Annotated in this window: 10 protein-coding genes; 6 read left to right on the top strand and 4 right to left on the bottom strand. The window is 46.0% G+C overall.

The features are described from left to right. Nucleotides 1–116: 116 nt before the first annotated feature. On the top strand, nucleotides 117–1,223 hold the full coding sequence (locus BIT28_RS16010) for a 1-propanol dehydrogenase PduQ (RefSeq protein ID WP_075765488.1): 1,107 nt from the start codon (nucleotides 117–119) through the stop codon (nucleotides 1,221–1,223). 134 nt (nucleotides 1,224–1,357) lie between these two features. On the opposite strand, the gene ohr is transcribed toward BIT28_RS16010, so the two are convergent. After that, nucleotides 1,358–1,780: an organic hydroperoxide reductase Ohr gene (gene ohr / locus BIT28_RS16015; protein ID WP_075765490.1), complete on the bottom strand. Its 423-nt coding sequence runs from the start codon at nucleotides 1,778–1,780 to the stop codon at nucleotides 1,358–1,360. Nucleotides 1,781–1,907: 127 nt separating this feature from the next. Between ohr and ohrR the strand changes: the two genes are divergently transcribed. The 5 genes from ohrR (at nucleotide 1,908) to BIT28_RS16040 (ending at nucleotide 6,594) form a co-directional block, all read left to right on the top strand. Beyond that, nucleotides 1,908–2,363, top strand: coding sequence for a transcriptional regulator OhrR (ohrR, locus tag BIT28_RS16020; RefSeq protein ID WP_075765492.1), 456 nt, complete (start codon nucleotides 1,908–1,910; stop codon nucleotides 2,361–2,363). Between the two features lie 91 nt (nucleotides 2,364–2,454). Next, a complete protein-coding gene (locus BIT28_RS16025; protein WP_075765494.1) occupies nucleotides 2,455–2,928 on the top strand; it encodes a peptide-methionine (S)-S-oxide reductase in 474 nt (157 codons plus the stop codon). Between the two features lie 112 nt (nucleotides 2,929–3,040). Continuing rightward, nucleotides 3,041–3,775: a BPL-N domain-containing protein gene (locus BIT28_RS16030; RefSeq protein ID WP_075765637.1), complete on the top strand. Its 735-nt coding sequence runs from the start codon at nucleotides 3,041–3,043 to the stop codon at nucleotides 3,773–3,775. 266 nt (nucleotides 3,776–4,041) lie between these two features. After that, the gene (locus tag BIT28_RS16035) at nucleotides 4,042–5,055 is read left to right on the top strand and encodes an HlyD family secretion protein (protein WP_075765496.1); all 1,014 of its coding nucleotides are present in this window, start codon (nucleotides 4,042–4,044) and stop codon (nucleotides 5,053–5,055) included. A 6-nt stretch (nucleotides 5,056–5,061) separates the two neighbouring features. Further along, nucleotides 5,062–6,594 carry an MFS transporter gene (locus BIT28_RS16040; RefSeq protein WP_075765498.1) on the top strand — a complete coding sequence of 511 codons (1,533 nt, stop codon included), beginning with the start codon at nucleotides 5,062–5,064 and terminating at the stop codon, nucleotides 6,592–6,594. Nucleotides 6,595–6,638: 44 nt separating this feature from the next. On the opposite strand, the gene BIT28_RS16045 is transcribed toward BIT28_RS16040, so the two are convergent. From BIT28_RS16045 to BIT28_RS16055, 3 genes are all read right to left on the bottom strand, one after another. Then, a complete protein-coding gene (locus BIT28_RS16045) occupies nucleotides 6,639–7,241 on the bottom strand; it encodes a TetR/AcrR family transcriptional regulator (protein ID WP_075765500.1) in 603 nt (200 codons plus the stop codon). 84 nt (nucleotides 7,242–7,325) lie between these two features. Continuing rightward, the gene (locus BIT28_RS16050) at nucleotides 7,326–10,553 is read right to left on the bottom strand and encodes a non-ribosomal peptide synthetase (RefSeq protein WP_075765502.1); all 3,228 of its coding nucleotides are present in this window, start codon (nucleotides 10,551–10,553) and stop codon (nucleotides 7,326–7,328) included. Between the two features lie 244 nt (nucleotides 10,554–10,797). Further along, a complete protein-coding gene (locus BIT28_RS16055) occupies nucleotides 10,798–12,258 on the bottom strand; it encodes a DUF2867 domain-containing protein (RefSeq protein WP_075765504.1) in 1,461 nt (486 codons plus the stop codon). Between the last annotated feature and the right edge of the window lie 316 nt (nucleotides 12,259–12,574).

The raw sequence follows: 12,574 nt of genomic DNA on the forward strand, positions 1-12,574 counted from the left end.
TACCATATAAGCTCAAACGGTCTATATTTTTTTAAAACTGTATTTCTCTCTTAGACGGAAATACAGTTTTTATTCTCATAGTTTAAATTCCGTTAGAGAAATTTTGGGAATAATGTATGACACAATTCTATGGAAAAACAAAAGTTTGCTATGGAACAAATGCTTTGGATAACCTTCAAAAGTTACCAGGTAAAGATGTTTTCATAGTGACAGATAGCTTTATTGCTAAAACAGGCTTTGTTGATCAAGTAAAAAGTAACTTATCGACAGGTGTTTTATCTACCATTTTTGATGAAGTAGAGGCGGACCCTTCCTTAGATACAATAACAACTGCTACACATCTCTTTATGAAAAGTGAAGCAGATATAATTATTGCCATCGGTGGAGGCTCAGCGATAGATGCTGCTAAAGCTGTCGCTTATTTTGCCAATCATGCAGATTTGTTGCGTCCACCTCCTTATCTTGTCGCTATTCCTACAACCAGTGGTACAGGATCGGAAGTAACCTCGATTTCGGTCGTCACAGATAAAAAAAATGGTCTTAAAATCCCCCTTCAGGATGACACCCTTACTCCAGATCTAGCGATATTAGATGCGAGATTTACGCGAACAATGCCACCATCTATTACAGCAGCAACAGGAATGGATGTGTTAACCCATGCGATTGAAGCATACGTATCAAATCGAGCAAATCTTTTTACATCGATTTATGCCGAGAATGCCATCAAGATTGTTTTTAAGTATTTGCCACGAGCCTATGTTAGTGGTGAAGATATGGAAGCTCGTGAGCAGCTTCTTTTGGCTTCCTGTATGGCAGGTATGTCCTTCAATAACAGCGGATTAGGAATAACTCATAGCGTCGCTCATAGCCTTGGTGGTCTTTTTCATATACCTCATGGCATCGCAAATGCAGTATTACTGCCCTCAGTTATTGAGTTTAACAGCTTTGATGCATGTATACAGTATCAAAAGCTTGCACACTGTTTGGGGTTGCCGGCTTCATCGATGGATGAAGGATCGAGTTCTTTCTTAGAGGCTGTCCGTCAGCTTAATGCCTCTTTAGATATCCCGAGCCGAATAAGTGGGCTGGATATTGATGAAGGTGCGTATATAAGCAATCTGTCAACGATGGCAAATAATATTCTTCAAGACATCTGTACAACGACAAATCCTAAAAAAGCGTCATATGATGATGTGATTCAATTATTAAAAAAGGCTTGGTGACAAAATTACTGCTGGACGAGTTTTTTGAAGGCAACGGTGAGAACCTGCTGTTCAACTTGGGCTATGATTTCGGAAGGCACTCGTAAGCTCATGCTTAAAGTGCCTTTAAAATCAGTATGATGTGGTAATAGCTATTAAATGGCTTCACCATTGATGGAAACAGCTACGTCGATATTGCCGCGTGTTGCGTTGGAGTATGGGCAAACCTGATGGGCTGTACGCACAAGCTGAAGCGCCGTTTCCTGATCCATATCCAGCGTAGCGGCCAGGCTAACGGTCAGGGCAAAACCACCTTCCGAGTTTGGGCCTATACCGACCTCTGCCGTTACCGGTGCTGATGTAACAGACACCTTGGCTTCACGGGCGACGTGCAAAATTGCATTGGAAAAACACGCGGCATAACCGGCGGCAAATAGCTGCTCAGGGTTTGTGGCGTCGCCGCTGCCACCCATGGCTTTCGGGTAGGCTAAATCTACCTCCAGCAGGCCATCATCTGTGGCGACTTTACCGTTACGGCCAGCTAGTGCAGTTGCTTTTGTTGAGTACAGTGTTGTCATGATTATCTTCCCTTACTTAAGTTGTGCGCAATCTAATTGCGTGTAATCATAGTTCGAAATAATAATGATGGTCAAGTATATTGTGCGCAATTTAGTTTGGCTTCTTATCTAAACAGAGAGAGGAAAAATGGCAAACAACACCGATAACCTTGAGACCAAAGAGGCAATCGCGCTGGAAAATCAGGTCTGTTTTCCGCTCTACAGTGCCGCCAATGCCGTTGTTCGCGCGTATCGTCCGCTGCTAAATGTATTGGATCTGACATATCCGCAATATTTGGTGATGATGGTGCTGTGGGAACATAACGGTATCAATGTCAAGGAGCTAGGAGCAAAGCTGTATCTGGACTCCGGGACATTGACGCCACTGCTAAAGCGCCTTGAAACTAAAGGGCTGGTTGTCCGCACCCGTGGCCTGGAGGACGAGCGCGTCAGAATGATATCGCTATCTGATGAAGGCGCTGCCCTGAAAGAGAAAGCCCTTGCTATCCCCGGCGAAATGGCCTGTAAAGTCGGTGGAGATATCGAAGAGCTTGCCCAGCTCAAGTACCTGTGTGAGAAGTTGGTAAAAACACTTAATCGCTAGTCTAGGTACCGCTCAAAAGGTTTTAGTCATGGCGATCTGCTGCTGATAAAATTAAGTGAAGACAAACGAAACTCGAAGAGCTAGTGAAAAAATGGAAGAAATTTACTTTGCCGGAGGGTGCCTTTGGGGCGTGCAGGAATATCTTCGGCATCTGCCAGGTGTTATATCTACTGAAGCTGGCCGAGCCAACGGTATATCTGCCACCACGAAAAGTGAGTACGATGGCTACGCTGAATGTGTCCGTACCCAGTTTAATCCGGAAGTTGTCTCTGTCGAGCAGTTGATGGATTATTTCTTTGAAATCATCGACCCCTATAGTACTAATAAACAGGGAGACGATATTGGAGAGAAATACCGGACTGGTGTATACAGCAGAAATAACAACCACCTAACAGAGGCCAGAAAATATATTGACAGCAGAGATGATGCGGCTCAAATAGTCGTGGAGGTGTTACTTTTATCCAACTACGTACAAAGTGATGATGAGCATCAGGATCGGCTAACACGTTATCCAAGTGACTACTGCCATATACCAAAGAATATCTTGCATAAATATAAATGCTAGAATCCTCTTTCAGTGAGGGTATTGTCAGAACGGTTGAATATGGTTGGTGAGGTGGTTTGGGATTGTTTGCTTCATCTGGTTTCCAACAGCTTTTGCAATGGGCGGAATTAGTGTGAATATCCTTATCTATACAGACAACGTATCGACTAATCATATTCTGTACTATGCGTTGGGTAGATTACGCGGCAAAAAAAATATTTACTTCGTAAACGCAAATGAAATTTTGGAAGGTGCATTATCTTCCGATATAGATTTGTTCGTGATGCCAGGCGGTGCAAGTCGCTACAAAGCCGCCAAGCTCAATGGTGCTGCAAACCGTTTAGTAAAGAAATATGTAGCAGAGGGGGGACGCTACTTAGGTATTTGCGCAGGGGCCTATATGGCTTGCGAAACGACCTACTGGGCTAAAGGCCAACCCTTTGAAATCGCTACCCAGAACGAATTATGTTTTTTCCCGGGGATTGCTCAAGGCCCTATAGAAGCCTTCGGTCTTGGTGATAATTTCAACAGTACCGAAGCTCGTTTGGTTGCTTTAGAACTAAATGGTAAGCAGGTTATATCCCTATACCTTGGTGGTTGTGTCTTTCAGCCTAATGCAGAGACTGGTTACAAAATATTAGCTACCTTTGCTGAGTTGGCAGAAAAGCCTCCGGCTATTGTGAGTGGCGAATATGGCCAGGGTGCTTGGTTACTTTCTTCCACTCATCCGGAATATGATCAGGAAGCGTTAGAACTCATGAAATTTGATGTAGTAGGAAACGACTATCAGGATTTCTCTCGTTTACAACCGGATTCATCGCTGAATTTAGAATTACTGGACTATTTGTTAGTCAAGCTATTCGGATGAATGACAGGAAAACAGAACTCCGGTTACAGCATTTATAGTCGCGACTTTTCGTCTAACTAACCCGCTGTCGCGCTTTAATTTCTCGACTACTGCGAATAAGTTTTCGCGATCTTCCAGTCTCAATCTCATCCAAATACGCCTATTAGCAATAGATCGTTTGCTATCCCTGTCATGGATCTTTCTCTGTTCTCAATGCTCAAAATTTACTTTACTAAAACTGTACCGTACAGTACGATTTGTGCAAATCATTACTTTGGGTTTCCAAAATGAATAAGAAAGTTATCGCCTTGTCGCTCGTTATCGGTTCATTGCTTGCTGTCGGTTGTACCTTGTATAAACCAAATACGGTTACCACCGACAATGCTTACGTTCATTCTGATGTCACCGCGATTTCTCCAGAGGTAGGAGGGCAGGTTAGTCAGCTGTTTGTTGAAGACAACCAATGGGTGAGCAAAGGCGAAGCATTGTTTTCCATTGATGATGAAGACTTTATTGCCAACCAGGATATTGCCAAGTCGGCGTTGGATGTGGCAAAGGCTGCCCTTAGAGCTAACCAAACCAAGACCGAAATGCAATTGGTGAAAATTGAGCAGGCGAAACAGACCATTCATAGTGCAAGCGCCAATGCCAAGCACCAAGCGGCGGAGTTCAAACGGTTATCGCGCCTTGTACAAAAGCAATCGGTGAGTAGAAACCAGTATGAAGCACAAAAGACCCGTTCGATTGAAGCGAACAGCAAACTAGAGACGGCCAAACTGGCATTAGCGGCGGAGCAAAAGCAGTTCGATGCGCTGCTAACGGAAAAGCAGCAGTTGACCGCGCAGAGAAAGCAGGCTGAAGCGAACCTGCGTCTGGTTAATATTGCGCTGGAAAGAACCGTTGTGAGAGCACCATTTGATGGCTTTGTTGCAGACAGGCAAGTGCAAGTGGGTAAGTTTGTTCAGCCGGGGATGGGATTGATTGTGATGGTGCCAGACTATGTTTGGGTAGAAGCCAATTTTAAAGAAACACAGCTGGAAAATGTCTCCCAGGGGCAAGACGTCGAAGTGGTGTTGGATATGTTCCCAGATCAGCCGTTGAATGGTCGCGTAACGTCCATTACTCCGGCTACTGGGGCGCAATTTAGCTTACTGCCACCGCAAAATGCGACGGGCAATTTCGTCAAAGTTGTCCAGCGTGTGCCTGTGCGTATTGAGCTGGATATTCCGGCAGGGTTGAAGCAACGTATCTATCCGGGGCTATCTGCCGAAGTATCGATTGAGACAGCAAGACAAGGTTAACAGCCGATGAAAACTCGTTCTCCTTTAATGATATTGGCACTGTTTGCCATTGCAGCTTTTGGCATTAACTCAGTTATGTTCACTGAGTTATCGCAAGAAATGGCGGCGACGACCGGGCTTTCACTGGATGAAACCGAGCTAGTTAAAACTGGCTTTATGATCACCCAACTTCTGGGCTTTATGTTGGCGCCGGTTCTGGTTCGTAATTGCGGTGCCTATCTGCCATTGCTGTTCTCATTATTAGTTGGTCTTGCCGCAAATATGGTGTTGTACTGGCAACTACCGAATCCATGGCTGTTTACCATCACCTGGCTTTGTGGCGGTTTTTTTATGAGCATGCTGCTGGTGACGGTGAACCTATTCTTGCTCGAAACGTTTGAGGAGCGTTGGCTACCCGCCATTATTGCCCTTACCCTAGTGTTTTCAACGCTGATCCCGATGGGCGCTTATCCCTGGCTGGTGGCAGAGTTATTGGAAGTGTTTGATTGGTCGCTCTTCTGTGCTGTGTCTGCATGGTTGTACTTTTCTGCTTTAGTACTGGTGAGCTTATTTAAACCGCCACCAATCCATATTTCAGCCAGACCAAAATCAGGCACTTTTATTTACTTGGTGCTGGCAGCCGCAATGAGTCTTGTGGTGTATCTCTTGATGCGCGGCAGTTTCTATAACTGGTTAGATTCGATTTTGTTCTCCCAGCTTACGGTTATCGCCGCTACGCTAGTATTGGCCGCAGTGTATCTCATCGTCATCACACGGAAGCGAAATACAGCATCTATGCAGCTACACAGTAAGTTGAAAACCAATGTCTTCATGTACAACGCATTTTTGGCCGGTTTTGCGGTAATGGCAAGTACAGCACTGTTTGGCAACTTCCTGAAAATGGCGATGGCCTACAACAACCTCAATGCGGGTTATGCGCAATTACCCTCATTTTACGCTATGCTCGTCGGTATGCTGGTGAGTGTGCTGGTGTTCTACTTCAGACGTCCGCTTGCTGATGCCGTGGTGCCGTTTGGAGTGTTGATGATTTTGCTATCGGTGAATGAATTCAGCCAGTTGCCAAGCTTTGTCGGGCCTGAATCCTTGCCCCTGCCAATGCTGCTACGCGGTTTTGGTGTGGGTATGCTGAACGTATCGGTGACTATAGCGGTACTGATGTATTTTCAGGTCGATGATCGTCTTGAGGGTATTGCAAATTTCTACCTGTTCCGAACCATGGGGGGAGTGATAGGCGGTGCGTTTTTCTCGTGTGTGATTCAAAACCATAGTGCACAAGCTTCAGGTGAAATTGGCCGAAGTTTAGATGGAACAAGCCACACGTTTGCGGCTTATGAACACGCACTGGGTAACGCGATTCTGAGCCATGGCCGATTGCCAACACCATCATTGGGGATGAGCCAGATCAGCGGGGTAGTGAAAGAGCAAGCAACCACGCTAGCATTGAATAACTCGCTCATTATGTTCATTTTCTCCATTTTTGCCCTTGCACCAATTCTATTGATTGGCAAGAAACTGGCTGCAAAACAGGAAGCAAGCTAGCTTTAGCGAAAAGGGAGTGGTGACACTCCTTTTTCGTATTCTGCTTATCGCTGATAGAGCGAAAGAAATGCACAAATGGCCTTGTGTGCATGACTGTCTAATTCTTCGTCGCTGAGAAAGTCAAATCCCATTAACGCCATGTTTTGGTAATCGAGTTTGATCAATGCAAGAAGCTGCCCACAGGCGAGATCAGGATCGTCAACTTTAAGCTGTTGGCTGACTTCATCGGTTTTTAGAAACTCAATTAAGTATTGGTGAATCCGCCTAGGTCCCTTTTGCCAGAACTGGTTTGGCACGGAGTCGTGTTTATTGAAATCGGCCGAAATGATCCGATAGAGCGATAACATCGGATTAGAACAAATACCCTGCAGATACTTCTTCGCGAAGTCTTCAAGCGTATCTTGCAGAGAGTCGTTTTGCTTTTCTGCGAGTTGGAAAACTGATTCTAAACTGGTTTTAGTATTATGCGCTAAGACCTCAATAAACAGCCCTTCCTTGTTGGAGAAATAGCGATATAAGGTCTGCTTCGAGCCGCCACAAATGGCAACGATTTGGTCCAGCGAGGTATCTTTGTAACCTTGTTCAATAAATAGTTCAGTGGCTACCTCGATGATTCGGGTTCTTTTCTTCTGGGTAGAAGCACGCATAACAAAACCTAGCTTAAGTAAAACTGTTCAGTACAGTACCATTATTGGTGAATAGGTACAAAAGAAGGCTTCACGAAAACATGACTACTTTGATAATGCCTCTCGAAACCACGCCTGAAACTCATCAAGGAGACAGGAGATAGACTCGGGCTTAAATTCTTTCGAGTTATAGTCAAGGTGGATCATTAGCATGCCTTGATAAATCATCACATTAAATAAAAGACGATAGTCTCTGATTATGTTGGGGCTAATTGTTCTGGTAATTGGGATAGGGGAGAGAGAAAACGCGATCTCATTTTCGAACGTGGTCATTTCTCCGAAGTAATTCCACAAGATGTCTCGTTCACCCTGAGGCTGAAGCTGTTCAGGACTATCTGGATATATCAGTTGCTCCATGATCAAATAACCCATTTCTGGATTCGGTACGGCTTTGAGTTCCTTTTTCATTTGCTGGAACAGCGCGGAGAAGTTGCCTGTAAATGAGTGCGCAGTTTCTTGCGGGCTTTCAACACAAGGTAATAGAAATGGGTAGTCGACAGCAAAGGCGCCGACGGTTCGGTTGAAGTCCCGGCGGTGGGAGTTTGGCCTGCCCAAGGCTGTTTTGGCAATACGAATCGGTTTGTCTGTCATTTTATCACCCGCCCAGCTCCGCAGGCTCAGGTTGAGCATCAATAGCAAAATGGCCTCCAGACCGGGAAGGTTTTCTTTTGTGGCAAGTTCTGAAAGTTGGATTGTCTCTTCTGGTGAAAAGTAGATGGACTCAGTTCGGCTGTCGCCCTGAAGGTTTTTTGTTATTTGAAAATCATAAGGTAATGTCGTGGTTTCGGCGTTGTTAATTTCTTCCCAGTAACCGATTTGGTTTAGTAAGTTTTCTTGATCTGCACTGGTGTGATCAAAGGGTTGGGTAGCGGTTTGTTTGTCTGCACCTCTTGGAACTAAACCGTAAACGTCCTCGGCAAAATCAAGGAATGAGTGAGACTTGAGGAGGTATTCGTCAATGCCTTTATTAGTTAATCGCGTATATTCACGAGCAAAGTCCTGCAGCAAAATCAATGTGGAGTAGCCATCGACGATAAGCTGATGCGCGGCTATCCAAAGGTGATCGCCTGTGGGTGTATTGAAAAGCGCAACCTTTAAGAGAGGATCCGTTTCGAGGTTGGTATCCTGGACTAATATTGGCATTATTGCCTGAATTTGCTCTTCTACAGGTATCGAGTTTTCTTCGATGTGATAACGGAAGAAGTCAACATGTGCGCCTTCAGTAGGAGCCAAGATGACTTGTTTGGATATCTGTTGGTTTTCATCAAGAACAAAGCGACTACGCAAAACGTCATGATGACTGACAAGTTTTAGAAAGGCTTTCTCAACCAGCAACTCTTCAAAGCCTTGCTCATTAAATAGCATGACGGCACCAAACCAATGGTGCAGATCATAGTCATTCTTGGTGACGAACTGTAGCTGTGAATGGATGAGGGGGAACTCACCGGTTACAATGCCTTGGTCTGCTCGTTGGCTATAATCGGCTAGCTTAGTGCTGAGCTCCGCAAGTGTGGTTTCTTTAAGAAGCTCATAGATATCGAGATCAAAACCCTGCCCCCTAAGCTCATTAATAACTTCAATGGCTTTTAGTGAGGTGCCACCGAGAAGAAGAAACTGATCGAGTGCCGATACATCTTTTCTGTTCATTACTTTTTTGATTGCATTGGAGAGGACTTGCAATGCCGAACTATGAGTATCACGGGTTAGAGTGGATCCACTTTTTTCATTGTCACCGGTAAATGGATTAGCAAGTGCTTTTCGATCCACTTTTCCGTTAGCTGTCAGCGGAACAGATTCAATCTTGATGAAGAACTGCGGGATCATATAGTCGGGGAGCTTGCTTTTAAGCTGGTCGATGATCTGTTGTTTTGTAGGGGTATCCCGGCTGACATAATAGCCGCAGAGGTGCTTTTCGCCACTGTGATCTGCCTGAGCAAGTACTATTGCCTCGTCAATGGCCTCAACGCCCTTGAAGATGGTTTCAATTTCCCCTAATTCTATCCTGTAGCCCCGGATTTTTACCTGATGATCAATACGTCCCAGGAACGCCAAATTCCCATCTGGCAGCCAGCAGGCAAGATCCCCGGTGCGATAGAGCTTCTCGCCGGGTATATAAGGATTTTGGATAAACTTTGTTGCAGTTAAATCAGGGGCATTGAGATAACCGCGTGCCAGGCTCTTGCCTCCAATGCAAATTTCACCCGCCTCGCCTTTGTCGACAGGCTTTGTAGAATTCTCGTGAAACAGATAGATCTGGTTATTGTAGACAGGTTGTCCGATCGGGATATTTTTAGCGCCCTTTGTGACGAGATGGGCGGTTGCCACAACCGTATTTTCAGTTGGTCCATAGTTATTGTACAGGCGGTAGTTTCTCGGCTTAAAGAAATTAAGTTTATCGCCGCCGGTGAGAACAACACGTAGAGAGTTATTTTCTTCTTGCATGAACTTTTCGCAAAATTGGGTGGGCAGAAAGCTGACCGAAATAGCATGGCGATGGAAATAATGATTGAGGTTAGTTACATCTAACCTTAGATGGTCAGGAATAATGTGCAGCGTTGCTCCCTGTATCAGACATGGAAATATTTCACCGACTGACGCGTCAAAACTGAAGCCTGCATACTGGGTGAATTTGTCGCTGGCAGCTACCTTGTAAAAATCAGTAAACCACAGGCAGTAGTTAAGCAGTGCGTGATGCTCAATCATGACACCTTTCGGATTGCCGGTTGTTCCCGAGGTAAAAATGACATAGGCGAGCTGGGTATGCTCTGGTTTAACCGGCAGCGGAGCTGTCGTAAAGTTGTGCCAACGTGTCCATGCCTCGCTTAACGGGTTTTGTAGCGTCGAAGCAAAAGGGGAGTCGTAGTCTATGGATGTAATATTTAACTCCAAACAGGCTGCTAATGTCTGACATGAATCTTGCCGTGAAGTGATGAAATCAAGCCGTCGGCTATTAGCGAACACTAACCGGATGTTCGCTGAACGAATCATATAGTCGATACGCTTACCTGGCAGCTCGACGGCAATAGGGACATAAGCGCCCCCGGCTTTCTGAATAGCCAGCATCGCAATGACCATTTCGGGCGATCTATCCATGTAGATACCGACACATTCTTCTTTGGCTATTTTTCCTGCCTCAAGAAGAAAGTGGGCCACCTGATTGGAGTATTCATCCAACTGCTTATATGACAGGCTTTGCCCCTGAAAGTAGACGGCTTCCTGTTGAGGATCAATGCGGGCTTGCTGTTCAAATAAATCGACGACTGTTTTTATCATATAACGCGGCCATGGAGATTCGAGTGGAGTGGCTATTCATTTGGTTGTGGTGAGTTTAGGTTTGAGGCTCACCACATCCGGTATCTCATTATATGGGATTCGTTGCATTTAATTGATTATTCAGTCAATCATTGGCAGCGGTTTGCGATCAGTTAGACAGTCTGGCTGTAACTTGTTGCGGGGCAGGCGTATTGCCCCGGCGAAGAGTTCGTTATTACTGGTAATAGCTTGTTACGCTATTACCTTATTGGGTAATAGATTTACCCTCGCGGGCTTTGGCTTTGCATCGTTTGACCAAGGCGTGGGTCATTCCTTTGAAAATGAATAAGTGGGCGGGCATCATGGCAAACCAGTAGAGAAGCCCGGAAAAGCCAGCAGGGTGCCACCAGGCGCGGATATCTATTTCTCGGTATTCGCCTTTATCCGCAATGGTAAATTCGAGCCGTCCAAGCCCCGGGGCTTTCATTCCGAACAGCAGGGAGAGAAAGCGATTGGGCACGATATTGATCACCTTCCACGAATCTACCTTATCGCCGAGTTGCAGTTTTTCCGGATCGCGGCGGTAACGTTTCAGGGCGTCGCCCCCAATAGCAAAATCCATCCACTCGCGTATACGCCACAGGTAATTGGCGAAGAAGTAGCCTTCCTTACCGCCTACGAGCTGAACCTGATCCCAAAGCTGTTCGCAGCTCGCATCTGTTTTCAGCGTGTAGCCGGCCTGTTTGGGGTAATAGCCATAGCCGGTTTGCCAGCGGGCAAGGGCATCGGGATCAAAACCCCAGATTTCACTGCGCACTACCTCGCTTTCATGGCCGAGGCATTCTTCGACAGCCTCGTCATAGGTGAGTAAGTACTGCGGGATCAGTGACTGAATCGCACTGCCGTTGGCGGCAAGGTCGAAACGCAGTCCGCCGATCAGGGCGCGGGCGATATTGGTTGGCACCGAGGTAATAAACTTCAACCAGTAGGCGGCCATGGAGGGAGTGAGCAAAGGGACGGGTAAAATCCGGACTTTTTTCCCGGCATGGGCACCGAGTTTGCGCATCTGGGCTTCATAGCTAATGGCTTCAGGGCCGGTGACATCCATGATTTGGTGTCGGCAAGGATTGAAGTGCAGCAGTTCAAGCAGGTAATGAAGCAGGTTTCGCAGCGCGATAGGGGAGTTATGAGATTTCACCCACTTGGGGGCAATTATAATAGGGAGGTGGTAGACGAAGTCCCTCATAACTTCGAATGCCGCCGATCCCGGGCCGACAATGATCCCGGCACGAAGTTCGGTGACGGGGATGCCGCTGTCGCGAAGGATTTCTCCGGTTTGTTTTCTTGCGTCCAGGTGCCTTGAGTTACCTTGTTTGGCCTGGAGGGCACCAAGGTAGATAACTCGCTGAACCGAACTTTGTTTGAGAGCCTGACTGAAATTTCTGGCGGCGTGGAGTTCGATGTCGATAAAGTCGTGGCCATGGTTCATGCCGTGAACCAGAAAGAATACGGCATCAACACCTTGTAGTAACCTGTCGAGGTCGGAATGAACATTGAGGTCGAGCTCCACCAGTTCGATGTTGGGGATCGCTTCCCATCCTCGTTTTCTTAATAAATCCAGGTTTCGACCGGTGGCTTTTATCTGGTATCCGCTGTTTGCCAGTTCGGGAACCAGGTGACTTCCAACGTACCCTGAGGCTCCGACAACCAGAATTGTTCGTATCATCTATTACATGCTCCCTGCTGTAATGTTCTGCAAATGGTCGACTTTAACTATGTTGATGGAAGATCATTGAATAAATAGTGACGATAATAAAAATGTAGCGGATAAAGTCCGACCTGTCGCTGGCTGGGTGGTGATTAGGTTTCATGATACCGCTTTCTGAACATTGTCTTACAATTACCAAAGGAGTCTTAAAATACTTTTTCTGCGCCAGCCGGAAGAAAAGCCTACTTGCCGAATAATAATGGTAGAATAACGGCAAGAGCCTACAGGGAATACAGAGGCGTTGATATGTGTATTTTATCGGCACTCAGTATGT

Source organism: Photobacterium proteolyticum (genome assembly GCF_001939735.1).
Taxonomy (GTDB): domain Bacteria; phylum Pseudomonadota; class Gammaproteobacteria; order Enterobacterales; family Vibrionaceae; genus Photobacterium; species Photobacterium proteolyticum.

What these genes read in the sequence shown, in the direction of transcription:
- BIT28_RS16010 (WP_075765488.1), top strand. Translation starts at nt 117, where the DNA reads ATGACACAATTCTATGGAAAAACAAAAGTTTGCTATGGAACAAATGCT.
- ohr (WP_075765490.1), bottom strand. Translation starts at nt 1,780, where the DNA reads ATGACAACACTGTACTCAACAAAAGCAACTGCACTAGCTGGCCGTAAC.
- ohrR (WP_075765492.1), top strand. Translation starts at nt 1,908, where the DNA reads ATGGCAAACAACACCGATAACCTTGAGACCAAAGAGGCAATCGCGCTG.
- BIT28_RS16025 (WP_075765494.1), top strand. Translation starts at nt 2,455, where the DNA reads ATGGAAGAAATTTACTTTGCCGGAGGGTGCCTTTGGGGCGTGCAGGAA.
- BIT28_RS16035 (WP_075765496.1), top strand. Translation starts at nt 4,042, where the DNA reads ATGAATAAGAAAGTTATCGCCTTGTCGCTCGTTATCGGTTCATTGCTT.
- BIT28_RS16040 (WP_075765498.1), top strand. Translation starts at nt 5,062, where the DNA reads ATGAAAACTCGTTCTCCTTTAATGATATTGGCACTGTTTGCCATTGCA.
- BIT28_RS16045 (WP_075765500.1), bottom strand. Translation starts at nt 7,241, where the DNA reads ATGCGTGCTTCTACCCAGAAGAAAAGAACCCGAATCATCGAGGTAGCC.
- BIT28_RS16050 (WP_075765502.1), bottom strand. Translation starts at nt 10,553, where the DNA reads ATGATAAAAACAGTCGTCGATTTATTTGAACAGCAAGCCCGCATTGAT.
- BIT28_RS16055 (WP_075765504.1), bottom strand. Translation starts at nt 12,258, where the DNA reads ATGATACGAACAATTCTGGTTGTCGGAGCCTCAGGGTACGTTGGAAGT.